The sequence below is a fragment of the Pontibacter sp. H249 genome (assembly GCF_037892465.1).
GTDB lineage: Bacteria > Bacteroidota > Bacteroidia > Cytophagales > Hymenobacteraceae > Pontibacter.
Window position 1 is genome coordinate 100,155 of record NZ_JBBKTR010000016.1, and the last position, 26,693, is coordinate 126,847.

General features: G+C 44.1%; 27 protein-coding genes and 1 pseudogene. 15 read left to right on the forward strand and 13 right to left on the reverse strand.

The genetic code is table 11. From position 1 onward, the window contains the following. Positions 1-9: 9 nt before the first annotated feature. From WG943_RS17565 to WG943_RS17575, 3 genes are all read left to right on the forward strand, one after another. Complete coding sequence (locus tag WG943_RS17565) at positions 10-1,164, forward strand: zinc-dependent alcohol dehydrogenase (RefSeq protein ID WP_340410994.1); 1,155 nt, start codon at positions 10-12, stop codon at positions 1,162-1,164. Positions 1,165-1,178: 14 nt separating this feature from the next. Then, on the forward strand, positions 1,179-1,685 hold the full coding sequence (locus WG943_RS17570; protein WP_340410995.1) for a hypothetical protein: 507 nt from the start codon (positions 1,179-1,181) through the stop codon (positions 1,683-1,685). A gap of 322 nt (positions 1,686-2,007) precedes the next feature. Then, positions 2,008-2,574 carry a hypothetical protein gene (locus WG943_RS17575; RefSeq protein WP_340410997.1) on the forward strand — a complete coding sequence of 189 codons (567 nt, stop codon included), beginning with the start codon at positions 2,008-2,010 and terminating at the stop codon, positions 2,572-2,574. A 79-nt stretch (positions 2,575-2,653) separates the two neighbouring features. Here WG943_RS17575 and WG943_RS17580 read toward each other — a convergent pair whose 3' ends face one another. Beyond that, the gene (locus WG943_RS17580) at positions 2,654-3,793 is read right to left on the reverse strand and encodes an MFS transporter (RefSeq protein WP_340410999.1); all 1,140 of its coding nucleotides are present in this window, start codon (positions 3,791-3,793) and stop codon (positions 2,654-2,656) included. 248 nt (positions 3,794-4,041) lie between these two features. Between WG943_RS17580 and WG943_RS17585 the strand changes: the two genes are divergently transcribed. Then, complete coding sequence (locus WG943_RS17585; RefSeq protein ID WP_340411000.1) at positions 4,042-4,305, forward strand: hypothetical protein; 264 nt, start codon at positions 4,042-4,044, stop codon at positions 4,303-4,305. Between the two features lie 133 nt (positions 4,306-4,438). Here the strand turns inward: WG943_RS17585 and WG943_RS17590 are convergent, their stop codons facing one another. Next, positions 4,439-5,191, reverse strand: coding sequence for a hypothetical protein (locus WG943_RS17590; protein WP_340411002.1), 753 nt, complete (start codon positions 5,189-5,191; stop codon positions 4,439-4,441). A 147-nt stretch (positions 5,192-5,338) separates the two neighbouring features. On the opposite strand from WG943_RS17590, the gene WG943_RS17595 reads away from it, so the two are divergent. The 3 genes from WG943_RS17595 (at position 5,339) to WG943_RS17605 (ending at position 7,407) form a co-directional block, all read left to right on the forward strand. Beyond that, positions 5,339-5,614, forward strand: a complete 276-nt coding sequence (locus WG943_RS17595) for a hypothetical protein (protein WP_340411003.1) — start codon at positions 5,339-5,341, stop codon at positions 5,612-5,614. Positions 5,615-5,770: 156 nt separating this feature from the next. Continuing rightward, the gene (locus WG943_RS17600; protein WP_340411004.1) at positions 5,771-6,319 is read left to right on the forward strand and encodes a hypothetical protein; all 549 of its coding nucleotides are present in this window, start codon (positions 5,771-5,773) and stop codon (positions 6,317-6,319) included. Between the two features lie 233 nt (positions 6,320-6,552). Then, the gene (locus WG943_RS17605) at positions 6,553-7,407 is read left to right on the forward strand and encodes a hypothetical protein (protein WP_340411005.1); all 855 of its coding nucleotides are present in this window, start codon (positions 6,553-6,555) and stop codon (positions 7,405-7,407) included. Between the two features lie 140 nt (positions 7,408-7,547). Here WG943_RS17605 and WG943_RS17610 read toward each other — a convergent pair whose 3' ends face one another. Beyond that, positions 7,548-7,958, reverse strand: a complete 411-nt coding sequence (locus WG943_RS17610) for a hypothetical protein (RefSeq protein ID WP_340411006.1) — start codon at positions 7,956-7,958, stop codon at positions 7,548-7,550. A 439-nt stretch (positions 7,959-8,397) separates the two neighbouring features. Here WG943_RS17610 and WG943_RS17615 point away from each other — a divergent pair, with 439 nt between their 5' ends. From WG943_RS17615 to WG943_RS17625, 3 genes are all read left to right on the forward strand, one after another. Continuing rightward, the gene (locus tag WG943_RS17615; protein ID WP_340411008.1) at positions 8,398-10,146 is read left to right on the forward strand and encodes an ABC transporter ATP-binding protein; all 1,749 of its coding nucleotides are present in this window, start codon (positions 8,398-8,400) and stop codon (positions 10,144-10,146) included. Between the two features lie 223 nt (positions 10,147-10,369). Then, positions 10,370-10,918: an RNA polymerase sigma factor gene (locus WG943_RS17620; RefSeq protein WP_340411009.1), complete on the forward strand. Its 549-nt coding sequence runs from the start codon at positions 10,370-10,372 to the stop codon at positions 10,916-10,918. Further along, positions 10,915-11,544 (forward strand): cupin domain-containing protein, encoded by a 630-nt coding sequence (locus tag WG943_RS17625; protein WP_340411010.1) that lies wholly within the window; start codon positions 10,915-10,917, stop codon positions 11,542-11,544. Before WG943_RS17620 ends, WG943_RS17625 begins: the two co-directional genes overlap by 4 nt. Before the next feature lie 408 nt (positions 11,545-11,952). Here the strand turns inward: WG943_RS17625 and WG943_RS17630 are convergent, their stop codons facing one another. Beyond that, a complete protein-coding gene (locus WG943_RS17630) occupies positions 11,953-12,435 on the reverse strand; it encodes a hypothetical protein (RefSeq protein WP_340411011.1) in 483 nt (160 codons plus the stop codon). Between the two features lie 431 nt (positions 12,436-12,866). On the opposite strand from WG943_RS17630, the gene WG943_RS17635 reads away from it, so the two are divergent. Then, positions 12,867-13,727 carry a universal stress protein gene (locus WG943_RS17635; RefSeq protein ID WP_340411012.1) on the forward strand — a complete coding sequence of 287 codons (861 nt, stop codon included), beginning with the start codon at positions 12,867-12,869 and terminating at the stop codon, positions 13,725-13,727. Positions 13,728-13,813: 86 nt separating this feature from the next. Here WG943_RS17635 and WG943_RS17640 read toward each other — a convergent pair whose 3' ends face one another. Then, a complete protein-coding gene (locus WG943_RS17640) occupies positions 13,814-14,653 on the reverse strand; it encodes an alpha/beta fold hydrolase (protein ID WP_340411014.1) in 840 nt (279 codons plus the stop codon). Positions 14,654-14,876: 223 nt separating this feature from the next. Here WG943_RS17640 and WG943_RS17645 point away from each other — a divergent pair, with 223 nt between their 5' ends. Further along, positions 14,877-16,085, forward strand: a complete 1,209-nt coding sequence (locus tag WG943_RS17645; protein ID WP_340411016.1) for a hypothetical protein — start codon at positions 14,877-14,879, stop codon at positions 16,083-16,085. Between the two features lie 409 nt (positions 16,086-16,494). Here the strand turns inward: WG943_RS17645 and WG943_RS17650 are convergent, their stop codons facing one another. The 5 genes from WG943_RS17650 to WG943_RS17670 form a co-directional block, all read right to left on the reverse strand. Then, entirely contained in the window at positions 16,495-17,025 is a 531-nt protein-coding gene (locus WG943_RS17650) for a hypothetical protein (RefSeq protein WP_340411017.1), read from the reverse strand. A 55-nt stretch (positions 17,026-17,080) separates the two neighbouring features. Beyond that, positions 17,081-17,890 carry an AraC family transcriptional regulator gene (locus WG943_RS17655; protein ID WP_340411020.1) on the reverse strand — a complete coding sequence of 270 codons (810 nt, stop codon included), beginning with the start codon at positions 17,888-17,890 and terminating at the stop codon, positions 17,081-17,083. 134 nt (positions 17,891-18,024) lie between these two features. Next, entirely contained in the window at positions 18,025-19,047 is a 1,023-nt protein-coding gene (locus WG943_RS17660; protein WP_340411022.1) for a proline iminopeptidase-family hydrolase, read from the reverse strand. A 263-nt stretch (positions 19,048-19,310) separates the two neighbouring features. Beyond that, the gene (locus WG943_RS17665; protein WP_340411024.1) at positions 19,311-19,487 is read right to left on the reverse strand and encodes a hypothetical protein; all 177 of its coding nucleotides are present in this window, start codon (positions 19,485-19,487) and stop codon (positions 19,311-19,313) included. 153 nt (positions 19,488-19,640) lie between these two features. Further along, complete coding sequence (locus tag WG943_RS17670) at positions 19,641-20,387, reverse strand: bacteriorhodopsin (RefSeq protein ID WP_340411026.1); 747 nt, start codon at positions 20,385-20,387, stop codon at positions 19,641-19,643. A 289-nt stretch (positions 20,388-20,676) separates the two neighbouring features. Between WG943_RS17670 and WG943_RS17675 the strand changes: the two genes are divergently transcribed. Beyond that, the gene (locus WG943_RS17675) at positions 20,677-21,030 is read left to right on the forward strand and encodes a DUF3140 domain-containing protein (RefSeq protein WP_340411028.1); all 354 of its coding nucleotides are present in this window, start codon (positions 20,677-20,679) and stop codon (positions 21,028-21,030) included. A 490-nt stretch (positions 21,031-21,520) separates the two neighbouring features. Next, a complete protein-coding gene (locus tag WG943_RS17680) occupies positions 21,521-24,631 on the forward strand; it encodes a PAS domain-containing sensor histidine kinase (RefSeq protein WP_340411030.1) in 3,111 nt (1,036 codons plus the stop codon). A 236-nt stretch (positions 24,632-24,867) separates the two neighbouring features. Here WG943_RS17680 and WG943_RS17685 read toward each other — a convergent pair whose 3' ends face one another. The 3 genes and pseudogenes from WG943_RS17685 to WG943_RS21245 form a co-directional block, all read right to left on the reverse strand. After that, positions 24,868-25,410 carry a DUF5872 domain-containing protein gene (locus tag WG943_RS17685; RefSeq protein WP_340411031.1) on the reverse strand — a complete coding sequence of 181 codons (543 nt, stop codon included), beginning with the start codon at positions 25,408-25,410 and terminating at the stop codon, positions 24,868-24,870. A gap of 160 nt (positions 25,411-25,570) precedes the next feature. Further along, positions 25,571-25,789 carry a hypothetical protein gene (locus WG943_RS17690; protein WP_340411033.1) on the reverse strand — a complete coding sequence of 73 codons (219 nt, stop codon included), beginning with the start codon at positions 25,787-25,789 and terminating at the stop codon, positions 25,571-25,573. A 27-nt stretch (positions 25,790-25,816) separates the two neighbouring features. Then, a pseudogene (locus tag WG943_RS21245) lies at positions 25,817-26,061 on the reverse strand (CPBP family glutamic-type intramembrane protease); the annotation flags it as partial. A gap of 440 nt (positions 26,062-26,501) precedes the next feature. On the opposite strand from WG943_RS21245, the gene WG943_RS17695 reads away from it, so the two are divergent. Continuing rightward, positions 26,502-26,693: DUF4345 family protein (locus tag WG943_RS17695; protein WP_340411035.1), on the forward strand; the 192-nt coding region annotated here is incomplete at its 3' end.

Consider the following 26,693-nt stretch of genomic DNA (forward strand, 5'->3'; position numbering starts at 1 on the left):
AACAAACTTATGCTTGCAATGAACTACAGGGGCCCTAAAAGGGTCCGAATTGATGATAAACCCATGCCCGAAATTCTGCATCCTGAAGATGCCATTGTTCGGGTTACCCGTTCCTGCATTTGCGGATCTGACCTGCACTTATACAATGGCAATGTGCCCGATACCCGTGTAGGTATGACCTTTGGCCACGAATTTACCGGAGAAGTAGTTGAGATAGGGTCAGAAGTAACCAAGGTGAAAGTGGGTGACAACGTGATGGTACCATTTAATATTGCCTGTGGAAGATGTGCCTTCTGTAAACAGGAACTGTATGGTAACTGCCACGAAGCTAACCCACAGGCAACAGCAGTAGGTGGCATTTTTGGCTACTCGCACACAGCCGGTGGCTACCATGGGGGGCAGGCAGAATATGTACGGGTACCTTATGCTAACGTAGGCCCAACTGTCATACCAGAAGGTATGGACCCCGATGATGCCGTTATGCTGACTGACGTTGTGCCAACTGGGTATCAGGCAGCCGAAATGGGAGGCATTCAAAAAGGTGATACCGTAATGGTGTTTGGTGCAGGCCCGGTGGGTATTATGGCGGCACGTTGCTCATGGTTGTTCGGCGCTGGCCGTGTCATCATCATCGATAAAGAAGATTATCGTCTGGAGTTTGCGAGAAATTACGCTCAATGCGAGGCATACAACTTTGAGGAGATAGGAGATCCTGCTGTGTTTGCCAAGAAAACTACGGACTCGTTAGGTGCTGATGTGTGCATCGATGCCGTTGGTGCTGAAGCAGCCGGCAATGCCATGCAGACAATTACTGGTAGAAAACTGCTTTTGCAGGCAGGCTCTGCTACAGCGTTACATTGGGCAATTAATTGTGTTAAGAAAGGTGGTATCGTATCAATAGTAGGCGTGTATGGCCCTACAGACAACCTGGTGCCGATCGGTAATGTGGTAAATAAAGGCATCACTATAAGGGCAAACCAAGCCTCGGTAAAGCGCCTGTTGCCAAGGCTGATTGATCATGTCCAGAATGGTGTCCTGAATCCGAAGGCGCTGATCACGCACCGCCTGCCGCTGGAAGAAGTGGCCGAGGGCTACAGAATGTTCGCTAATAAACTCGACAACTGTATTAAGCCTGTACTTATTCCACCATCAGCAAAAATTTAAATCAGAGAAGTATCATGGAAAATAACAGACCATTTGAAAATAACAGGGGCAAAAACCCTGAGTATATAAAAGGCTGGGGTATAGATGCAGATCCGAAAAACGACCCGACTTATCCCATAAAAAAGCGCACAAACGAAGAGCATAAAGGCTACACCTGGGACAGGCCAACGCAGCAGCCTATTAACATAGAAGTTTTTCACTCGATTGAGCGGCCCAACGTAACGGCAGTGTTTGGTACTTCGGTGCCACCAAGTGGCCTGAGCGGCATGATCCGGCGTATGGCTTTTAAGAAAAGTGAGAACGATTATGGACATTGGCTCCCATTGCTTATAGCTGACCGCGTAAATGTAGTTGAGGGAATAATCGAAGATTTTATGCATGGTAAAGTGCCTAATATTTTAGCAGAGAAGGGCTATAAAGCAGATTGGCAGCACAACAAAACAGGCTTGTTAACACGAGTAGCAGTTGTAGCAGGAATTACGGCAGCTATCGTTATGTTGGTTCGTAATAACAGAGATTAAACAGGATAGAAGTATAAACTACCTTTTCCTTCAGTATACTTTAAAAGCACAACAAAGAGCTTAATCTTTGTTGTGCTTTTTTTATATGCCTATAGCCATTAGGTAAGTATAGTAACCATGTAGTTTAAGCTTTAGAGGCTGCAGTTATAAGTAAATTTTGTTATCCTTTAAGTTATTAACTTACTGTATGAAAAGACTTTACTACCTGCTACTATCGCTTGGCATACTTACAGCCTGCGACGAAGATGAAAACTAAGGACCGAAGCTGGATTACCCTGCAACATTTGCAAGCAGCGAGTTCAGGAGCGTTACTCCTGTGCGGATGTACACTATAAAAGGGGGGGTAAAGGATGCTGCGCTTATCAAGGCATTTATATCTAAGAACGCCAGTAGAATAAACTATCATCAGGATGGCAAACAAGTAGAATCATATGTAGGGGAGAAGCTTGTACTACAGTCACATGCGCAGGCAGAGAAACAAATGCATGGGCACGTAGAACGTTATCAAGCAAAGTGGAACGGTAATGCCCTGGAGCTTATAGCAGAAAAAGAGGGCACTGTAATGTATAACCAAAGCGATGAGGCGTTTATCAATTTTCATACTGGAATATGCAAATACAAACCAATTGTATATGATAAACAGGCTTTGGCTACAAGTACTGATTTTTCTTATCAGTATAAAACCAAGCCCCAGTTTTTTGCCTCATTAGAAGGAAATCAATTGCTGGTAGATCAAATGATTTATACTTTGAAGACTGGCGATAAGAATGCAATTATGGTAAAGGGCTATTACATTTCAAACAAATTTGATGCTAAGGGTTTAGCTAATCTTCGTGCTAATGATACTTTGGTGATACAGGAGTTTGTAGTAGTAGCTGATAAGGAGTAAGAAAACGCCTTAAAGTATAAAACCCGTTACCTAGATTTAAGCCAGGTAGCGGGTTTTATACTTTAGAGGAGGCTAGAGTTTAACCAATGCGCTGCATTCTAAAAAAGCCCCTAGATATTGGAATGAGCATAATGCCTGCAAGCGCGAAGGCTACAAACGATACTTTTAAATTAAAGGCATGAGCCAGATAGCCAATCATAGGCGGCCCTATCAGCATACCTACTATACCAAATGTGGCTATTAAAGAGATGGCAATACCAGGAGAATATTTTTTAGAGGCACCGGCTAAAGAATACGTCATGGGGATAACGGCGGCACAGCCAAAGCCTACCAGCGAGAAGCCAATCATAGCAGGCCAAAAGCTTGGGAAAAGTATAGAAAGCAAGATACCTACGAAGATAAAGAGTGCACTTAGCAGGTAAGTGTTAGGCATTCCCAATTTATCGATGATACGATCAGACACAAACCTGGATAGGGCCATAAACGACATGAACGTTAAATATCCTGCTGTAAATACTTCTTCTCTTACCACCTGCTGAAAATAAATTCCGCTCCAGTCGAACATGCCGCCCTCGCAAACTGCTGCAAAAAACACCAGCAGCCCCAAGTATAAGATATAGGGATCGGGCTTACCAAAAGCCAGTTTGTTTCCGGTAGTTGAAAGGTCGTTGCGGAGCAGATAACGGTATGCCACCAATGCCGCCAGCACCGATACTGCTGCAACACTTACAAGGTGCGGCACCATAGCCACATCAAGTGAGATTAGCAAGGTAGTAAAGCCCACCCCAAGTATGCCGCCTGTGCTCCAGAGCCCATGAAAAGATCCGTTTATTTTACGGATATACTGCTTTTGCAATGTAATAGCCTGTGTATTAACCGATATGTTAAAGATGCGCATACTCAGCGAAAACAGAAACAGGGCCACTATCAAAGTATAGGCAGAATCGGCAAGACCAATAAACGTTAAGCATATAGAGTTTAAAAGAAAACCGATTGTTAAAGGTATTCTTGTTTCCAGCCGGGCAACCAGCCAACCGGATAAGGGCAAGCCTATAAGAGAGCTCACGGGCATGGTCAGGAGGATCGTTCCTAGTTCTGCTTCGTTTAGATTTAATGCGGCTTTAATGGTTGGTATTCGGGAGGCCCAGCTGGCAAAGTTAAATCCGGACAGGAAAAAAAATAAGCTAAGCGAAATACGCTGCTGGTTTAGTAACTTCATTCAGGTAAAATAAGCCCGCAAATATGCGCAATTAATCTGCAATCAAGTGCAGCGATTTTAAAGATTATACTGTCTGTTGCCAGGCTAATAATTAAAAGTTAGTCTTTACATGCGAGCTGCTGCAGAAGGCTAAATAGTATATGAGGCGTAATCAAAAGAATTTTTTTAGATTATGAATGGTATTATAATACAATAATTAATTTGCTACGTACAAAATAAAATTATAAACTATTATACCTATCCTTGCTATGAAGTATGCTTTAATTCTACAGTCGGAGTTCCATCACCCTAATTTTTGGGTATGTTATGCAGTGGCCAGTTCCCTGGAAAACCTAAAGAATAACCTGTGCTACGACCCAACAGTGCAGCTCATGCTGCATAAAGCTTGCTGTAAGGCCACACCTTTAAATGATATAGAACTTCCAAGTTGCACATCGGGTAGCTATGCGCACTTTATAGTATGTGAAATTGAAGTGCCAAAAGGACTCGCTTACCGGTATGAGTTATCGTGAAAGTATAGTAGAGATGATTATAGTTTAATGGGTGAGTTTACTGACCGTAGTAAGTATGCCTACTTATGTTATCAGTTGCTATAACTGTGCTGGTAAGTTTTTGCTATACTAAAGGCTTGCGCAGTATGTTATATTAGAAATAGTACTCATCATCTTCTTCTAAGTTGTCCGGGTCTTCTTCGTCATCAAACTCATCATCATATTCGTACTCTTCTACATCCTCTGCAGTTCCTGTATCGGGTAGTAACTTATCTATAAGCTCCTGCTGTGCCTCATCATAGATAAGCTCTCCTTTTAGCAGAAATTTATTAGCATCTAGCAGCACTTCATAAATAGGTGTATGTATGTGTTTAGGGATCTTTAAAAGGCGTGGGTCATTCTTATCAAAAGGTGTCTTCGCTTTAGAACCAAATAAGTAGGGGATCAGTGTTTTAGAACAACTGATAGCAATCCGGTGGATGTCGTGGTGCTCGAAATACTGCTGCAGGCGTTCATTTATATTTTCAAAAAACTCTACTGTTTCACCTAACCGTACCCGCGAGCCAGCCCTCGATTTTCCTTTCGTTTTTAAGTATTTGATTTGGCTTTTGCCCTGCTTTTTGCGCACCATATAAGACCGAAACACTTTATGGTTCAGGTTTCTGCCGTTTTCGAAGTAGCCAAGGGCACAGTTACCCGACTGTATCAGCAGGATCACGTAATGTAATTGAGCAGGCACAACTGATGCAGTAAGCGTAATCGGTAACCGAAAGTATACTTTTGCGTTCCCAGCTTCATCCAGAATCGCTATCCGGTGTTTCTCGGGGTCGTAGGCTGTGGGCAGGTTAGTTTTCTGCAGTGAATGCAGCAATTCTTCAGCCTTGTCTTTTGATAAAATTTTATTCATGTGTGGCAGCTGGTGCTATGCATAGCTTTCGTAGGGCAACAGGCAAGTTACTAAATTTGACTGTTATGCCGTAGTATGACTAAAGAAGTTGCTACGAGCACTTGTAAGTTTATTCTTTTAATCTAAATAGGAAATCAAATTTAAGATATGAGCACAGATTATAAACCCATTAGTACAGCTTACCGGCAGATGATCAAGGAAATGACTGAAAACAGAACCAGTGCACGCATACAGTTTTACTCTGATATAAACGAATTCTTAACCCTACACGGTACTTTCAAGGAAATTGAGGACCGCGAAGGCGAGGAGTATCTTGTTTTAACAACAGGTGAGGAAGTTCGCCTCGACAGAATCGTAAGGATAGGAGATAAGCCTGCACCAGGCTACGATGAAAGTTTCTTTCAGTGTGACACTGGAAAATAAGCTTTTGCAGCAGGCAAAATATACAACACTGCTGGTCATCAACTAAGTATCGCTATATAAGTATACAAAGCAGCGCACTTTACGTACAGAGGGTGAAAGCCAGGCTCAGGCACACCTGCTGAAGCATTGCAACCTGCTTTGATGTATACATTTAAAATGAAATGGAAATCTCTACTCATGCTGCTCCTGTGCTCCTGCGCTACCCAGCGCCAGGCCGAAAAGTTTTTCGACAAAAACACAGATAAGCTGGCGGAGTATGTAGACCAGAATCAGAAGTATACACAAGAACATGGCGGAGCGTATGCAGCCAAACATTTTCCGCCAAGATTTTATGCACCTGCCGTACATGCTCCTGCCTTTCCCGCACCTGCCCGATTATCGCTTACTCCACCCCTAAGCAGAAGCGAACTTACGGCTGTTGGTCCGATGCATTTAACCTGTCCGGAGTGCCCAGAAATGTATACTGTTAAAACTGTTTATGTAGAAGATACAGCCCTACTAGACTCTTTGCACCGGGAGCTGGAGACGGAACAGCTGGCTAATAAAGGATTTCAAAAGCGATTAAAAGATACCGAAGCGCAACGTGATTATTGGCAGGAGAAGAACCACCAGAAATTTTGGACTTTGATTCTGATGGCCATCTTTGGTGTATTGTACATACTTTTTAAATTTCTAGCCTCGCGTGTTCGTGAAACGGAGGAGTAACTTAAGAGTGCTTTACCGTTGAACTTAAGTATAAGCGTTATTCTAACGCTAGTATAGGTTTCTCGGGAGTGAATGTATCAAATTGTTACTGGCAGTCTCATTTCAGCTTATGATTTAGATTTTATATACTGGCATTTGGCTTGTAAATAGGCAAGGCAGGAGGAGTTTATTAAACCGCTCGGCTTAAGTCCCGTTTATAAAGTGTAAATGTTTTAAAAACCTAATAGTAAACTATGAACAGACAAGAAAGAGATCGCTATGATAACAGATCAGATTACGGAAGCTATGATGATTACCGTAACGACTCGAATTACCACAGTGCAAGAAACCTGACAAATGACTTTGAGCAGGATTTTCAGCGTGAAAGAGGAAGCCGTTTTGATGGTGACCATGATCGTTATAGCCGCAACAGGAGTTACCACGAAGGCAATATGGGAAATGCCTATGAGCGCATGAGCAGAGAAGGAGAAAGTAGGAGAGGCAACTCAAGCTATGATATGCCGAACAGAAGCCAGGACAGAGACTACTCCCAAAACTTTAACCACCAGCGCGACAAGTACAGCAACTTCCAGGACGACTACAGAAGCTACCGCGATAATGATAGAGAAAACCGCTATAGCAACGATCGTGACAGGCGTGGTAATATAAGCCAGGGCTATGGCATTTCTGATTATGGAGGCACCTCTGACCGCTACAATACTTTAGACAGCAACCAGAACAGGAGCTATGATCAGGACAATTATTCTGGCTCCAGGGGTAACTACAGAGGCGGTGACTATGGCAGCGACAGCATGCGAAACTCTTCGGTGCACTCTGATAGAGGTATACCAAATTATGGCAGGCGTACGGCCAACGATTTCTGGGGAACCGGCAGTACATACGGTGGCAGCAACTACGGCGGCGGTACAGGATACTCAGAAGGGCATCGTGGCGGCGCGTTTGGCAACGAAGTGCACGGTTCATCGTCGGGCAACTATGGTGGCTCCGGTTCTATGGGCGGCGGTACCTACGGTGGCCGCAGTAACAGCGGTTGGGGTAACACTTCCCATAACACCGATAGAGGTACCAGAGAATATGGTGGTTTTTAAATTAAATCACTCCTATAAAAAAACAGCCGTTGCTTATAGTAGCGGCTGTTTTTTTATAGGAATAAGTTAAATAAGAGCATAAGAAGAATGAGCTAAACTAACCTGTAACTTAAAGATAGAACTGATTTGATTCCCTATGCTCAGAAAGAATCCTCTACCCAAATTTTCCTGGCAATTCCTAGCCCTACACGACTGCCTTGTCCACCTCCCCGCAATAAAATAGCCACTGTTTGCCCCTGCTGAAACTCACTGATGCTGATTGATTGCCCATTTGCCCCTACCATCTGTGCGGTAGGCAGTACAAGTACATACGCCCTGTCGTAGCGCGACTGTGGTGAAGGAGAAAGCCTTTCTACCTCCAGTATAACCTGTCCATCGCTGTACCGGCTCGTAATAACCTGCCCCCTTATATCTACCCGCTGCGGCGCCCGGTTTACATTTTCGGTAGTTGTACCTGCGCTGCCAGTTGGTGTAGTTCCGCGCGCGCAACCAGTTAACCAAAGTATCCCCAAAAAACAAAGTACTACCAGGTATTGCTCTATCTGTTTCATATACCCTCCAATTTATATGTGTTAGTTATAACGCTAGCTGCCAGGGCTTAGTTATAGATTGTCTGGATGTACAGCATGCTAAGAGGATGTATGTATAACCAGTTGATTTTGTGTTTTATGACCTTATCAAGCCGACCTTAATGGCAAGGTTGTGCAGTGGCAGGGTTGGCCGTTTAAATGCACCATCATTAGCAGCTGAATCGTTTCGTAATGTTAGTTTTCCCTGTCTTTAAGTGGGCATTGCATATTAGTGGGAGCCGCAGTATGCGAGTTGCTGAAAATAGCAGGTAAATCAACTCCGAGGTATAAAAAAGTTAAACACATCTAAAACGGAAAACACCTAACTTGCACTTTATTGTTTTTAGTTTAGCTATACTTCCGCTTTATACATTTTTTCCCATAACTCCTTAATGGAGGTTTACTCTCTATTACCGTCGATATGCCTAAATCAAAAAAGCTCCAGAACGTTACCGTAGCACAAGTTTTTAAAACTATTATCTGGCCGCGCAGGAAATACTTGACCGTTGGATTGGTTTTGATCATTATTAGCCGCGTGGCCGGACTCGTGTTGCCTGGGGCAAGCAAGTACCTGGTAGATGATGTGATCCCGAACGGTGACAGCACCATGCTTAAATGGCTGATTGGGGCGGTAGTGGCTGCTATTGCCATACAATCCGTCACCTCCTTTGCGCTTACACAAATCTTAAGTGTAGAGGCGCAGCATCTGATTTCGCAGTTGCGGGCCAAGGTACAAAGGCACATTATACAGCTGCCTATCCGCTTCTTCGACAATACCAAAACCGGAGAGTTGGTGTCGCGCATCATGACGGACGTAGAAGGGGTGCGCAATTTAGTAGGCACAGGCTTTGCCCAAATGATAGGTGGAGTGCTGACTTCACTTATCTGTCTTGTACTGCTGATTGTTATCAGTCCGCTGATGACGTTGTATGTACTATTTCCGGTAGTTATTTTCGGACTTATTTCTCTGAAAGCATTTGGCAAAATACGACCCATATTTCGGGAGCGTGGTGTGATAAATGCGGAAGTGACCGGTAAGCTTACCGAAACCCTGGGTGGGGTACGCGTGATTAAAGGCTTTAACGCCGAAGAGCAGGAAATTAAAACCTTTGAAGATGGCGTAACGCGACTTTTCCTTAATGTGAAACAGAGCCTGACCACCACCAGCATGGTAACGAGTGCAGCTACGCTTTTGCTGGGCCTTGCTTCGGCGGGTATTATGGGTATTGGTGGCTACCTGATCATGAACGGAGAACTAACTTTCGGCGATTTTCTGGCTTTTACACTTTACCTCGGTTTTATGATAGCCCCGATCCTGCAGATGAGTAACATTGGCAGCCAGTTTACCGAAGCATTTGCCGGCCTGGATCGGACACAGGAGATCCTGAACACACCTTTGGAAGATGCCACTGGCCAACGCACACTGCAGCTTAACCACATCCATGGCGATATCAGATTTGAAAAGGTGTCTTTTGCCTATGAAACTGGAAAGGATGTGGTAAAGGAAATTAGCTTTAAAGCGCCTGCTGGTTCTGTTACGGCCCTGGTAGGAACCTCAGGCTCGGGTAAAACCACCATAGCCGGTTTAGCTGCATCATTCTTAAACCCCGAAAGCGGCACTATTACTGTAGACGGGCACGACCTGCAAAGTATAAGCTTACAAAGTTATCGTAGCCAACTGGGAGTGGTGTTACAAGACGATTTTCTTTTTGAGGGCACTATTCGGCAGAACATACTTTTCCCGCGGCCAAATGCTACCGAGGCGCAATTGATGCAGGCTGTAGAGGCAGCACATGTGCAGGAGTTTACAAATCGTTTTCCGGAAGGGTTAGACACACTGATCGGGGAGCGGGGCGTGAAGCTATCAGGAGGACAGCGGCAGCGCATCGCCATTGCCAGGGCCATACTTGCCGACCCACGCATTCTTATACTTGACGAAGCCACCTCTAACCTTGATACCGAAAGCGAAAGCCTGATACAAGCAAGTCTTAAAACATTAATGCAAGGCCGCACCACCTTTGTTATCGCCCACCGACTAAGCACTATCCGGCAGGCCGACCAGATACTGGTGATAGAACAGGGATGCATAGTTGAGCAAGGCCGACACGACGAACTACTGGAGAAACAGGGGAGGTATTATCAGCTATATACTTACCAGGCCAGGATTTAAACTTTAACGCTTGAATTGGAAATAATGCCGGAGCTGGATAAGCATGCATGTAACATTAGATGTAAAAAATATCAAATTACTTAAATTTAGTTCTTATTATTACGTACAAAGCCATATCTACACCTCCGGTGGCAGTTCGGGGGCTGCGCTTTATTCTAAGTTGTTTTATTTATCTACTACTGGCCGCTTCGGCGCATAAGCGTTAGCCAGAGCTATAACAAGTATGTCTGAAATAAATTTTGAGGGGGAAAATGAGGAAGCCTTAATAGCGTCAATACGGCAGGGTAGGCAAGAGGCTTTAGGAAAACTTTACGATGCTTATGCACCCATGATGTTGGGGGTGATAACCCGAATTGTGCAGGACAAGGAAGTGGCTGAAGAAGTACTTAGCGAAACCTTTGTGGCTATCTGGAGCCGGATCGGAATATATAACTCCTCCAAAGAGCGGCTGTTAACTTGGGGGTTGGCTATTGCGAGAGGAATAGCGCTCGAAGCCGTGAAGACCAACAGGTATAAAAATTTGATTAAGCCATCTATCAAGTCCGTAGAAAATAATGTACTCCAAAATTTTGATGTAACTTTACGTAAAGATCAGCCCAAAAAGCAAGATCTTTGTAACCTGGCACCATTAGAGAGAACCGTATTAGAATTACTCTACCTTAAAGGCCGCTCCTGCCCCGAAATTGCAGGTGAGCTGAAAATGACTGAAGCGGAAGTAAAAGAAATTTTGAAAAGCGCATTTACCCAATTAAAAGCAGAAAAGCCAATATGAACCCAGTTATAGAATTCATAGAGTCCGGGGTTTTGGAGCTATATGTGATGGGTGTGGCCAGTCCGGAAGAAGTACGTGCCGTAGAAGATATGGCTGCTGCACACCCTGAGGTAAAGGAGGAGATAGAACAGATTAGGCTGTCTATAGAGCATTATGCGCAGGTGCATGCTATAAAACCGCGCAGTACGGTTAAAACGCTAATAATGGCAACCATAGACTATTTAGAGCGCATGAAACAAGGCGAGTTGCCAGAGTCGCCACCTATTTTAACACCCGAATCGCGCATCAGTGACTACGAGAAATGGCTGAACAAAAAGGAGGCTGTACTGCCAGAAGATGCTGATGGTTTATATGCCCGCATTATCGGCTATACACCTAAATCTACCACGGCTATTATTTGGGTTAAGGAAAGGTCAGAAGTAGAGTTGCACCATGATGAATACGAGCGTTTCCTGATACTGGAAGGCACCTGTAAGTTTACTACAGGTAACAAAATACAGAACTTAACTGCCGGAGATTTTCTGGAGATTCCGCTGCACACGCCCCACCACGTAGAAGTTACATCAGATACTCCCTGCAAAGCTATACTTCAACGCCTAAGCTTGGATAAAGAAGAGGCCTGTTAACTACCAGAATGGCTACAAGGATTGTTTCGTAGTTATGGCAATTGAAATTTATTAAAAGCATCTTCTGCCCATACTTTACAGGCAACTCCAATTCCTATGCGTTCGGTGCTAAACGTGTGCGTTTCTCTGTTAGGAGTGTTTACTGATAGGCAACTGCTAGATATATGCTGAAAGAACGAACCTGATAAATAGTTGGTTGACAGGCCTAAATTAAGAGTAGCTAATCTATACTTTTCTTCTCAAAAACTAAGATATACCCCTAACAGGCAAATAAAGTATAACAAGCCAATCTATACGGCTATTTTAATCATTGGTCCCCTTATAGTATACCCTGCTTTAAGTTAGAATGGTGCTTAATAAAAAAGCGCGGGCCAAAAGACCCGCGCCATTTAACTTATTTAAATACGATTACTGTTTTCCCCTAACAAACTTCCAGGTATAAACTCCTACTTTGGATGTTGTCTTTTGGTCGTCCGGCACCTCTTCCGGATATCCAGCCCAGGCTTTTTCTTCTACCCATACCATGTTGTCGCCAGATAGCGTTGTGATTTTATACTTCGTTGTAACATTGTTCTGCCTCAACTCAATATAGGTAGAGTCATTTTTATCTGGAAAGTTGTAGTTCCAAACATCTTCCGTTGCGCTGCCAGGCAATGTAACGGTCATTTTTTGGCCGTTAAAGTTAAAGTAAGCTTGGCGTTTAACAGAGTCTTGGTACATTATGGTATCTCTGTCGGAGTAGTAAATCCTTTTAATGTCTGTGTTAGTCCAGTCGCCTCTCATGTCAGCGTCAATTTCAGAAACTGGCGGAATATCCACCTCTGAGTCCTCATCGTTGCAGGAGGTAAAGAAAAGCGAAAAGCATAACGGAATTAATATTAACTTCTTCATAAGTATTACAAATTAAGTGAGCAAAGAAATTTTACGAGTAGAGTTAATATCATGCTTTTCTATATAGATTATTTGTTTTTAGCTACTATAGTACGCACGTGCAAAAGCAGAGTTTAAGATAAATTTAATATAGTGTGTAATTTTACTAGTGAGTTGGAGATAAGTTACTACCGTATAAAACAGGTAAAAGTAGATGGCTTTAAGGTTCACATAATGCCTGAAAGACATTAGGATCAAATTTAATAAGTTAATTTTCACTTACTTAAACTTTTGTTTCGTAGTAAGTAGCAGTGCCGCTGGCAAGCAGCGATTGACCAAGATCATGTATAGGAATGATTTATATCGTTTTGTTAAGCTGGTGCAGCACGCATCTTTGTGATTATGAATAAGACTACAAACATCTATAGTCATAAACTTTAACTTATATGCACATGAAGACTTTCCTTGTTCCGACTGATTTTACTGATAGTTCCCTCAGAGCACTTGATTATGCCTTTGATCTCGCAAAAGAAGTTGATGCGAGGGTAGTAGTTTGCCATATACATGATAAAGCGTTAGTTCCTGGTTTTAGTAGCGCGATGGATAAAGCCCATAAGGAGGAGGCTCAGCAAGAAGTAAACAGGTTCATAGGCAAAGCTAAAAATACAGGTGCCGAGATAGAGACTGTGATAAGAGGAGGGAATGTAGTAGACGAAATAGCGAAGGCCATAGAAGAGTTTGGCGTTTCTTTGGTGGTAATGGCAACGGCTGGTGGAAAAGGATTTAAGGAAAGATTCTTTGGAACAAGAACTGAAGCCATTGCAAAACGTGGCCTGTGTTCTGTGCTGGTATTACCCGAAAACGGACCTATAAAGCCAATTGAGCACATTGTTTATGCTGCCGATTTTGAAAATGGAGATCAGGTAACTGTGTTACAGTTAATGCAGTTGAAAGAGCTATTTAGTGCTACCTTAACGTTTCTTCACGTGAAAAGTAAAAACCAGCCCGATCTGATCGATGATGAATATGTGAAGCAAGAGCTTATAAAACAGTTTCCGCAGGCAGATATACAATTTGTAGAGATAGCAAATGATGATGTAGTTGAAGGTATAAGCCGTTTTGTTCAGGAAGCCAACACTAGTTTACTTTCTTTTACTATGTTAAACAGGATTTTCCTAGAGCAGATGACGCACAACAGCGTATCAGCTAAACTGCTTCGCAACCTTAACCTTCCTATGCTGGCGCTACCAGAAAACGGAAGATTACTGGATCTGCAGCGAAATGCTAATTCTGAAAGAAGAATGGATAGATAAGCTCCCATCTGAACAAAAGGAGATATATTATTGTAAGAGAGCCGCCGCTATGGATAACGTAGCGGCGGCTCTCTTACTGCTTATAGCTACTGCTGCCTCAGAAAATCTATTATGGCAGTGTTCAGCTCTTCCTTGTGCGTCAGGAACAGGCCATGCGGGGCATTCTTGATTTTTACAAACTTGTTGTTGCGGATCTCTTTGGATGACTGTTCGCTGCTTGTTTCGATGGGCACAATCTGGTCTGCATCTCCGTGTACAATAAGCGTGGGCACAGTAACATTGCGCAATTCATTTCTAAAGTCTGTGTTTGCCCAAGCCTTTGCTGTTTCTATGGTGGCGCGTGGCGAGGCCGCAGAGGCAATGGCCCAGTCATACTTTAGTTGCTCCTCGCTTACTTTATCTTTATAATCGCTGTAGTTGTAGAACTGCTTGCTGAACTCTGCCAGAAAAGTTACACGCTTGGTTTGGAGCGCATCCATAATTTCATCCAGCTTGTCCTCAGGTACACCATCCGGGTTGTCGTCTGTCTTTTTCACAATAGGAATAATCGAGCTGACAAGTATGGCTTTGTCTATACGGTCATTGCCGAACATGCTAAGATAGCGTACCACTTCACCGCCACCCATCGAGAAACCAACCAGCACGCAATGGTGCAGATCCAACTGCTCTATCAGTGCGCGAAGGTCTTGGGCCAGAGAAGTATAATCATAGTTTAGCCAAGGCCGGTCAGAGTCACCGAAGCCGCGGCGGTCGTAAGCGATACAGCGGAACCCGGCATCTACTAAAGTCTGTATCTGGTTTTCCCACATCTTGTGGCTCAGGGGCCAACCATGGATCAGGATAACAGGCTGCCCGTCGCCGTAGTCCTGGTAGTTCAGGTAAACGTTTTCTCCTCTCTGGATGTCTTCTGTCTCAATAAATGGCATAAGTAAGTTTGTTATGGTTATGGATGTAACAAGTGTTCATTGCCGATACCGGCTTTCACTTTTAACTGCTTATAAAATTATTTGTTTACAGTAACTGCTTCTGCACCCATACTTAAGCGTTTTTAAATGATGATTTGGTGTACAAACTATTAGTGCAACAATGTTGCATATATAAAATGTCTATATATATTTGCAACATTGTTTCATTTATATACTTTAAAGCATGACCAAAAAATTTAATCTCCGTAGTCTGGGCCTAAGCTTGGTTGCAGCTATGGTGTTTACCGCTTGTCAGAAAGATGATGACGTAAACCCTATTGAAAACAAAGGTGAATTTAAGCATGTGCGCGTACTTGTCACTGATGAGTCTGCTACTAAGCTTACCCAAATCAATCCAGCTACTGCAGGGATTACTTCTTTTGATACCAAGTTTCCGATGGGTAACCTTTATGCGACAGCCAACGGGCGCTTTGCTGCTGTTGTTTATGGTAGCCAAAATCTTACAGAAATGTTTGACACTGGCCTTGAATTTCACGGAAATCATGTGGATATGAAAGGCACACCAAAGTGGGCTGCTATAACGGCTGCCGGTTCAAAACCAGCTCATTTTAAAAGCAGAGGTGCTGAGTCATTAATTTTCAATGACGGTGATGGTACCCTGCATCTTGCAAACGAAGCGAACTTTCACACGCCAAGCGCACAGTTTACAACCATCAATGCAGGCTTAACAGCGCACCACGGTGCTATGGCACAATTCGACAATGGTAATATTGCCGTAACAGAAAGTGGTAACCGCGTAAGAGTCATCAACAAAAATGGCGGGCTAGTACATGCTTCTACAGTAGAAGTAGCTCGTATACACGGTAACGCCACAGATGGTACAAATGCCGTTTTCGGTAGCTTTATTTCCCCTGATCAAACAACAGGCGGTGTGCTGGTTGTAAATCAAACCGGTGAACAGCGTGTAATTGCAAATCCGGCTGGTTTCGGAGCGGTACGTTTAGGAACAATTCTGTATGGCATGGGAGCTAAAAAATTTGTAGGATACGGAGCTACAAAAGGAGCCTATATGATCGATCTGGCTGCGAACAAAATTACGCCTATTTATAATGGCACTGATGCCGTTCAATGTAAAATGGATTATGCCGGCAATAACCTTCTTGTGTTAACAATGGATGGTAAACTGAGAGTTTATAACCTATCTACTGGTGCTCTTAAAAAAGAGGGTATGGTAATCAGCCCGGTTGCATCCGGCGATTCATTTAAGCCTGTTATAGAAGCCACAGCAAAGTACGCTTACATTGCCATGCCTAACTTAGGAGAGGTACATCAGGTTAATCTTGACGATTTTAATAAAGTTGTAAAACATAAGGTTTCTGCTAAGCCGGTGAGGTTAACCTTACTTGGCTTTGAAACAGACGAGTCTCATTAGTGAGGTTGATAGTTGTTTAAGTAGTAGCCCGGATTACAATATGTAGTCCGGGCTTTTTTTGTTGATTGGTGCTAAGTTTTAGTTGTAGCTAAAGGCAGTAGAAATTAACAAGCCCCTGTCAAGAAAGCATCTGTGACTTAATTTATGTGCAGATGTATTGTCTCTGTTTAGCATTAAACCAGGTTCTTCTGCGAAGGATCATCTTTTACAGTTATCTGCTTGAGGATTATACTTTACCCGAATTTTCTCTTGCTTAACAGATCTTGTACCTGATTAAAGTATGGTATTGCTGGATTCTTTTTAAGCTTCGAAACTAAGGCAGCATATCTCCCGCAGAACCCAGCTTAGTATGTGCTAATTGTAAAAATCATACCTAACAATTCAATGCCAGTTATCATATTTTTACAGACTACTTTACCTTCTCCAGCGTCATCTCGAAAAACTTGTTCCAGGTCTGGCCTTTATCAGTGCTCATTTCCCCGATTTCCTGCCACTGGTTTTTATCATCAAGCCAAATCGTGTAGCGGATCTGGCGGTTAGGATTATTATTCATTTGCCAGATAAACTTCTTGTCTTCCACTGTAACATCTGCATCTGTTTGGTAGCGTCCTTCTGAAGTATAAGAATGGAAAGTATAGGCTCCTTTGTTTATGTCATAGGTCATGAGAGCCAGGGCATCGTGTATCGTTTTGCCATCCTTTTTGCCTAGGCCTTCTATCTGCATTACGGTGTTATCGAGTTTATACTGTATGTCTTCGGTTTGGGTGAACGTATGTTTTTGGTTAGGTCCGTAACTCATCCAGCCTTGTCCTTGCCATTTGCCGGTAATCCAGTTAAGCGCTTTCATTTTTTCCTGAACGGTCGGCTTCGGGGAGGCCGGTACCTGTGCAGAGGCTAATTGGCTCAGCAGCAAGCAAAGTATAAATGCTATCTTTTTCATAGTGTTTTTATATCAAAAGTATAATGTATGCCACTGATAATCTTGTAAAAAAACGTCAATCTTCTTTTTGCTGCAGTGGTTTAACATCTACATGTTTTATCTGGCTAATATGCTTGTAGAAGTCTTCTGGTTTGCGCTTTGTAGCTTGGTGCAGGTCGTGGTTGTAATGTGACTGGTCAAAATAGCCGGCTTCGTGTACGGCATCAGAGATAGACTTTTGCTCCAGGTGCACCTTTGCAATGGCAAGGCGCAGGCGGCAGATCTTGGCCAGTTCCTTCATAGAGAGATAGGTGCTGTGTTTAAAGCGCTTCTGCAGTTGCCGCTCGCTCAGGCAGGCTTGTGCCATTACATTTCGGATAGAAATATTGCCACCACCAGACATAATCAGCCGTACGGCTTTGTTCACTTCCACGTCATACTTTACCGGGTTGTGCATGGGAAGCAGCTGTAGCAGGAAATTATCTACTAACTTAAAGTTATTAAAATCAAGGTTAAGTTCCTGGAGCAGGGGCTGCAAATTAAGGTGGGGGAGCAGGTGCTGTAGCGGTACTTTTACGTTTTTAAGATCACGGTTCTTCACATCGAACAGTGCACAGAACATTCCGGGTACAAAGCGGATACCGAGGTAAACAGAATCAGGTTGCACCATCGTCTGAACCGCTTCAGTACTCGGACCAATCACTAATGCCATTTTATACTTTTGCACCTGGTTATAGAGCAGTAGCAACGATACACAGCCATCGGCAGGAGCCACGTGCTTAACTTCTTGCTGGCCTAAATCTGCAAACGAGGGTACTTTGAATGACCAATAATCCAGAATAAAAGGCTTTAATTCGGGATGAGGGTCGATCTCCTGGTACAGCATAGCGTATTGTTTTAATTAGAAGCGATATAAGTATACTGCTCTTGTTGTGGATTAGGTTAAAACTGCACCAGCTTTTGCTCCCAAATAATTCGCAAACCTTAAGTACGGATACTGCGATTATCTGGGAGGCAGTTTTATTGGTCTACTTCCTGCATGAATTTCACCAATCCTTCAAAGTATGTTTTCTGATCGTCGTAAAAGGCCATGTGGCTACCCTCTGGGCAATGCAGGTGGTGGCCGTTGGGAAACTGTGTAGCCATCCATTCCATATGTTTCGGGTCCATGGTGTCGTGCTGGCCACCTATTGTAAGCGTAGGAACATGTATACTTGGCAGGTCCTGGGAGCGGTCCCAATGCAGGAGCGAGGCATTGCCTCTGATACCAAATTCACTTGGGCCCTGCATCTGCACATACACAGTCTGGTTCATATGATCGAACATTCGCAGTACTGGGTCTGGCCACGCCTCTAAGGGCATGCGCAGCGCGTGCTTGGTATAAAAGTGCGGCAGCAGCAGTTCCATGTAGCGCGGGTTCGCAAAGTCCTTAGCAGCTTCTATCTCCTTAATCTCGGCGAGTACCTCGGCAGGCATCTGCGGACCCAGCACCTCGTCGGCATACGTGTTGTAGTTGGGCACACTCGACATCATGTTAGATATGATCAATCCTTTTAGGTGCTGCTGGTACTTTAATGCGTATTCGGTGGCCAATATGCCGCCCCACGAGTGGCCAAGCAGGTAAAAATTGCTTTTATCCAGATTCAGCGCCTGGCGCACCTGCTCTACTTCTTCTACAAAACGGTCTATGTTCCAGAGGCTGGTATTATCTGGTTTGTCACTGTAGTGGGAGCCCAGCTGGTCATAGTAATAAAACTCGATGCCAGCTTTTGGCAGGTAGCTATGGAAGCACTCGAAAGCCTCGTGGGTGCCACCCGGGCCGCCATGCAGCAAAAGAAGCTTAATAGTGGGGTTATTGCCTACCCGCCGCGTCCAGACGTAAAAGTCGCCTTTCGGGGTATTGATGGTGATCCTGCGTGCGCCGCCGCTCAGTTCGTGTTCCGTATCGGTGTAGTTGTGGTATTCTGCCACAGATGGCGCTTGGCTACCTGCCTTATCAGAAGCGGCAGGAGAAAGTTGCCGAAGGGATAGGAGTGATTTCATGGTTTTAGATTTAGATGTGAGGAAGGACTATGTACGTTAAATATACAAAAGTATAGCTTCGTATAACTCCAAAATTCGGTTAAAATCTATTTGGTAGCTAGGGCATGTTAACGTGTACGCTAGTAAGAACTTGCAGCTTGTAGTAGGGTTAAGTAGCTACAGGTATTTTTGCATGTAAATAAAAAGCACGAGCTGTAAGCTCGTGCCAGTGGTAATAGCAGCCAGTAATTTAAAAGCCCCTGTTTTTAGCAGAGGCTTTTAAATTACTTTATCGGTACAGGTATTAACTCACGTTCGAAATATACCAGGTCCTTCTGCGAAGAGTTACCCTTAACAGTACAGTAGTAGATACGTTTCAGGTATTGGCGAATGGTTAACTTTAGACCCGGATTCACTTTTGCGAACACGTCGGATCCGATAGGGAAATTGTTATCTAACATACTTTAATGTACGTAGTTTAACCGGTTATCAACGGGTTATTTATCTATAGTTTGAGAAAGGTGTCATTGCGCAAGATCAGGGGCTTATATATTTTTTAATAACCTGAATGGTGGCTTGTGCTCTAGCGATCTTAGCAGCCACTTCGGCTTAAACTAGGCTGGTCTGAACTTATTAATTGGCTCGTATGGGTGAGGCGGTTTTGGAGCAGGCTTATCTTCTGCGGGCAATTCACGGAGTTTAAAAAGGTTAAAGAAACCAAATCCAGCTTTTGACACAATAGGTATGATCAGGAACAGAACAGTAGTTGTAAACGGGCCCAACAGCTTCAAACCTGTATCACCGATTAACCATACTACTGGGTAAAGGAGCCATTGAATGGTTAGGAAAATGGCCGATGCTCTGTAAACACGAGTTATATTCTCGCCTTGGGTTTTAGCAATAGCATATAACGGACTCCAGAAAATGTAAAACACGACCACTAAGGCAATGCATCCTACTGTATACCAAAAGTACTGCTTTGTTTCGTCTACTGATAAATCGGCTACTAAACCAGTAAGAATCATAATGGCTTGTGTACCCATCATGGTACCAATCATCCAACCTTCCTTGCGTGTAACTAGCTTACCGGTAAGCGCCAGCGAAAGCAGTAGCAAGGGCGTTGTTATTACCCAGTCCACGTATCGGGCAAAATGCACCTGCTGTCCGCCAACTTCGATAGTACCCTGGTTTAGCGCTAAAGCAGTATAAGCGAGTGCCGACCAGGTTACGATAAAAATATGGATGGTATACTTATAGTATGGAACGCCTTTTGGGTTTTTACTGAGTAGGTAAAACACGATGCCGCTAACAAGCATAATGGCTACATAAGCCCAGTGTAGTAGTACTTCTGTTTCATTCATGTTTTTAAGGTTAAGTCATGCATGCGCTAGTAGCTTATAAGTAGCTATTAGTTAGTGTTATAGCAATAACTCAAATCTTTGTTTAAATGTTTTCTACTAACCATTTGTAAGTATAAATCTTACTACTTAAGCTTGGAATATAAATTGTTCTGCTTGATTCCAACTCCTGAATGTTCAGGCTGGTACTGTAAGATTTAAAACTTTACTTCACTTAAAAAGCTCCTAAACATTTTATACCTGAACTACTGTGCTACCCGTAAGAATATAGCTGTAACATACCCATCAAACCATGGCACAAACAGAATTCAATAAAGAAGAGCGCGAGCAGATTTACCAGGACTTTAAAGAAGTTGTAAATATGACACCTTCAGAGCTTGAAAAATGGCTGGAAACCGACGAGTCTAAAGAAGTAGGTTATAAGGAAAACGATAATAGTGAATCAGTAGGACACGACTCTGGTAAAAAGATCATAAATATACTGCATAAGAAAAAAGCCGAACTTAACGATCAGGACTATGCCCACATGCGCAAGGTAGTAGGCTATGTGCACCGCCATTCTGCCCAACGCCCCTCCGGCAGCATCGATGATACACCCTGGCGCTACTCCCTTAAAAACTGGGGCCATGAGCCAAAGAAAAGCTAAGTAGCTTTCATGTTAGTGTGGTTTTGGCTAATGTGAACTTGTGGTTGGCCGTGCTGCGGCAGAAAGTATAACTGTTTACAAAGAGAAGGCACGAGCTACAAGTCTAAAGGCCTAGCGCCTGATAGTCATAAATTTAGCCAGTAAAGCAAGTATAAGTACAACTTCGCTGCTATACCTGATATCACAGGCATAGCCACTTTGCTGGTGAACTGTATCGTATGACATACTGCGTTTGCTACTCAGGAATATCAATCCTAATGAGAGCGAGGAGCAGGTAAAGACCTTCTGCAAGACTTGCTAAAAGCATACTTTGCAGGACTTATAAAAGTATAATTTTAGATTGAACATGACTCATTCAGAAACGATGCACCTGCAGCGGCCGGTGCCGGAAGTATGAGTGTAAAGTTGTATGCTTTAGCAGTCGTTGTGTGCAGGGAATTAATATTGTGTTGTAATTGTGTATCTTACAACATTACTTATCAGTTACAGCATGCACCAAGCAAATTCTGTCGGGGAAGGCGTTCCGGCACCGGACTTTCAGGAAGTTTTCAACTCCTTATCAGGCAATTTCTTGTTGCTGCAACCTAACCCACCCCTGTTTACCATACTGGCCGTAAGCGACGAACAACTTCGCCTAACAGGCCAGGAAAGGCACGAATTAATAGGCAAAAGCATTTTTGAAGCTTATCCCATAAACCCGCAAATCGTGGCTACAGCCGGCCCCTCTGACCTGCGAAACTCTTTTACACGCGTAACCCAGGAAAAAGTGCCCGACGAGTTGCCATCAATGCGCTATGATGTGGCAAATAAAGCCCGCGTGTTTGAAGAGCGGTATTGGAAAGTAACAAATAAGCCAATTTTAGATGCGGATGGAAACCTGCGCTACATCCTGCACACAGCGGCGGAGATTACAGCGCAGGCAATAACAGACAAGAAAGCCGCTGCCATGCGGGAAATTGAGAAAAAGTATAGCTTGTTTATGCAGGCGCCTGTGGCAGTTTACATTGTAACTGGCCCTGAAAATAGGGTAGAACTCGCCAATGAGGAAATGCTTAAACTACTAAGCAGAACATCCGACATTATTGGCAAGCCTTTGTTTGAATCTATTCCGGAAATCATAACAGAGGGATTCCCTGAATTGCTGGATCAGGTGCGTGATACAGGTCAGGCTTATTATGGTACAGAATATCCCTCTAAACTGATAAAGGATGGGGAGGAGGTTATTTGCTATTACAATTTTGTGTACCAGCCTTATTATGTAAATGTTGGCGATACAGTTGCCAGCGGCGTGTTTTGCGTGGCCCATGAGGTAACGGAGCAGGTGCAGGCCCGCCAAAAGGCAGAGGAAAGCGAGCAGCAGTTAAGGTCTTTCATAGAAAGCTCACACCATCCGATAGGCGTTTATTTTGGCAGTGAAATGCGGATACAGTTTGCCAACCAGGCGCTCAAAAATGGCTTAGGCAAAGGCAATGATAATGTAGGCAAGCGCTACAAAGATGTGTTGCCTGAGTTGGAGAACCAGCAGATATTCGAGCAGCTGGAAGCAGTTTATACAACAGGCATACCTTTCCATGCCAAAAACCACAAACTTGACCTGGTAGTTGGTGGAGAGCTGCGGACACACTATTTTGATTTGAGCATGACACCCCTGTTTAATGCAGCCGGAGAAGTATACGGCGTCATCAACACAGGAGCGGATGTAACAGAGCTAAACCAGGCTCGCGACAGCATGGCTGAAAGTGAGTGGCGTTACCGTACACTTATTGAAGAAGCCCCGGTTGCCACCGCCCTCTACCTGCACAGCGACATCCGAATACAATACGCCAACGACATTATGCTTGGCTATTGGGGAAAGGGCAGCAGTGTGATTGGTAAAACGTTGCAGGAAGCATTGCCGGAGTTTGAAGGCCAGCCATTCCTTGATTTGATGGAGAAGGTGTATGCAAGCGGCGAAACCTACATTGGGGTAAAAGAAAAAGTGGAACTGGAAATAGACGGTCGCTTAGAAACTGCTTATTTTAATTTTACCTATAAACCCCTTTTAAACAAAGAAGGAGAGGTGTACGGCATTCACCACACCGCTATCGATGTAACTGAAGAAGTACTAATTCAGAAGCGATTAGAAGAAAGCGAAGCGCGTTTCCGGAACATGATTAAGCAAGCGCCTGTCGCTATTGCCTTAACGTGGGGCGAGGACATGGTGATTGAAAACGTTAATACCCCGATGCTGCACATCATGGGCAGGAAATCGGAACACGAAGTGAACCGGAAGAAGTTAGTTGAAGCGCTGCCAGAGGTAAAGGGCCAGCCTGTGGTCGGAATGGTTCTGGAAGTGCTTAAAACAGGAAAGGCCATTGCCGCAGACGAGCATATGGTCCATTTAATGAAAAACGGCAAAGTGGAGCCGCATTATATAAACCTGTCTTATACCCCACTTATAGAAGAAGGCGAAGTAACCGGCGTGATACACGTAGCCCTTGATGTAACAGAACAGGTACAGGCCAGGAAAAAAATAGAGCAAAGCTCCAAGGATTTGCAGAACTTGGCCGACGCTATGCCGCAGATCGTTTGGATCGCTAACCCGGACGGAAAAGTAACCTACTACAATGAACGAGTATCTGAGTTTTCAGGAGCCAGGCAGCTACCAAATGGTGACTGGCACTGGGAGAGCATGTTAATCGAAGAAGACGAGCAGTTAACGATAGCAGCCTGGGACAAGGCAGTGCGAACGGGTGAGCCCTATGAGGTAGAGCACAGGCTGCGGATGCGGGATGGTAGCCACCGCTGGCACCTGAGCCGCGCACTTCCGCAGCACGACAGCGAAGGCAAAGTGACAGGATGGTTCGGAACAGCTACTGATGTACACGACCGGAAAGAACACCTGGAGGCAATAGAGATAAAAAACAAGCACCTGGTCAGCATCAATAACGATCTGGATAATTTTATTTACACTGCCTCTCACGACCTGAAGGCACCTATCATCAACATCGAAGGGTTGCTGGCACTCCTACCTGAAGAGTATATAGCTACAGGAGAAATGAGCAGTGATACGCAGGAGATACTGCAAATGATGAAGGGCTCCGTAGAACGCTTTAAGAAAACGATCAACAGCCTGACTGATGTGGCCAAGCTTCAGCAGGAGAACGAGTATAATAGTGAATTAATAAATGTGGCAGAGGTTATTGAAGAAGTGACCTTGGACCTGGTCCCCTTGATAAAATCTACCCAGGCTGTGCTGGAAATAAATATAGCACCTGATACGGCTATCCGCTTCTCGGGCAAGAACCTGCGGAGCGTACTATACAACCTGCTCTCCAACGCCATGAAATACCGCGCTGCCGATCGGATACCACAGGTTAAGGTAAGTTATCATATGGCTGACCAATTCCATGTGCTGACATTCTCTGATAATGGCCTCGGCATGACACTAGGTCAGAAGAGAGGTCTTTTTACGATGTTTAAACGCTTCCACGACCATGTGGAAGGGACTGGCATTGGACTTTACATGGTGAAGAAAATAGTGGAGAACGCAGACGGAAAGGTAGAGGTGGAGAGTAAGGAAAAGGTTGGTACCACCTTTCGTGTTTACTTACCAGTTTAGGTTTATTTGAAAGAAAAGCGGCATAGTACAGCAATAAACGGCAGCTTACTAAAATTAAACTTATACTGGGCACATCTGGTTCAAGCCTGCAGTTCGTACTGCTACGAATGCTAAAAGTATGGCTGCGTGGACATGTAAAGGCCCGAGCTGCAAGCTCGGACCAGCAGTGGCCAGGGAGAGAAATCTGAATATCCTCCTCCAGAGCAGTTGTCAACCACAACTGCCTATCTATTAACTTATTTCGTTTTGTCCACGGCTTTTTGCAGTTCGGCTTTGTTCATTTTGCTGCGGCCGCTGATGTCAAGTTTTCGGGCTTCCTGCAGCAGGTCGGCTTTGGTGGGCTCGTGGTCCTGCTTTTTCTTAACCTCCTGCAGGGCGCGTTTCACGGCAGGGGTATAGGCCACGTGCTGATCACCTTTTTTAGAGCCTTTTACCTTCTGCTGCTCGGCCTCCTTTTGCTCCTGCTTGCTCAGTTTGTCCCAGGCGGCTTTGGGCAAATAGCGACTGGTGGTGTCGTTGTGTCGGGCGCTGGCGTCGCCCTCTTTGGTTTGCCAATCCTGGTCGGTCCACTTCTCCAGCGACTTGGCCGCTTCGTCTTTTTTGCCTTTGTAGCCGCCACCCTGCTTCTCGTACTCCTGCACCAGCAGCTGGCTCTTGTGTGCCGACCATTGCCCTTTTTCCCCGCCTTTGTCTGAGGCCATCAGCTGGTCTTTTATTTTCTCGCGCAGCTCCGGTTTGGTATACTGCTGTTCCTCTCTGCTCTTTGTCATTGTTTTCATAGGTTTGGTACTTTAGCTTAAACAGCTGCTCCTCCGATAGGTTATAGTTGCTAGGTAATCTGAAGCGTAGTAAGGCAGCAGCGGGAGGGAAGGTTATACTTTAATAGGTGCCTGCATGTGGTGTGCAATTGTGCTGATAGTTGAAAACCCGACCAACGCATTATAGTTGTATCATGGCAGCCTTTTGCAGACATTCCTCTTTCTGAACACACCGCGTCAACCAATAGCCAACTCCGATAAAAAACAGGCTCATAGCTATTACGACGGCAAGCGTAAGTATGATAGTGCCCGTTGTTGGAGCTGGCGTTATAGTTTCTACCTCATGAAGCTCGCTGGCCCCGTTTGTGAAGTCTATCAGAAAGTGAAGGAAGATAGGCACGAGTATGTTTCCGGATCGCAGTAAAATGCATGCAAATAAAAACCCAATGCCAATGGCAAAAATGACGGTTTTTGTAACACCCCAGATGTTTTCAGGATTTCTGATGAGGCTACTACATGCACAGCACCAAAAAGCAAGGAAGAAAACCAGACAGCTTTTACAATAGACTGACTCTTACCTGCAAAGTATAAGATTAATAAAGGGAATATAACCCCTCTGAAAAGCAGTTCTTCCAGTACCCCAACTAAGGCTTGTGCAAAACCAAAAAGCAAGCAATCTCTTTTTTATGATAAAAATACTCAGGCAGATAATGAGAATAAACCTCAAGAAAGATCCTACCGTCAAACTAGCAATTAAGGGCTTTTCTGTAAGAGTGAGCAACGTAGCTTCCAGTGGTGCTCTCAACCACAAAACCAAGAGTGTTAGCGTAACAAGAAAAAGCGAATAGGTAAGTGCTTTTGTTTTAAAGGTCTCAGTCTGAGTAATCTCTACTTACTCTTGCTGATTGATCATAGTATGGGTTTTAGTTGATAGCCATTTTATGGGAGGTACAGCTGCGTGGAAAGGAAAGGTATAAGCTACAATGCCGCGACAGCGATAGAAATTGCCTCATGTGGCATCAGCAAAGGTATAACCTGAAATATTGATTTTAATCAAGATTAATATTTCTGAGACTCCTCACCTTTGTAGTATAAACTTAAAACTACATACTATGAAAAAGAAAAGACTCGTAAACCTGGCTTCTAAAGGCTTTATTCTCCTTTCGGCGTTAAGCCTCCTGTCTGTAAGCGTGATGGCTTTTGCCAGCCCGCAATCCGTGATGGATCTGGTAAATGTGCAGTTAAACAACACTGATGCTTTCAGCTCTATCAGAGGCGTGTATGGTGGCGTGGGGATGACGCTC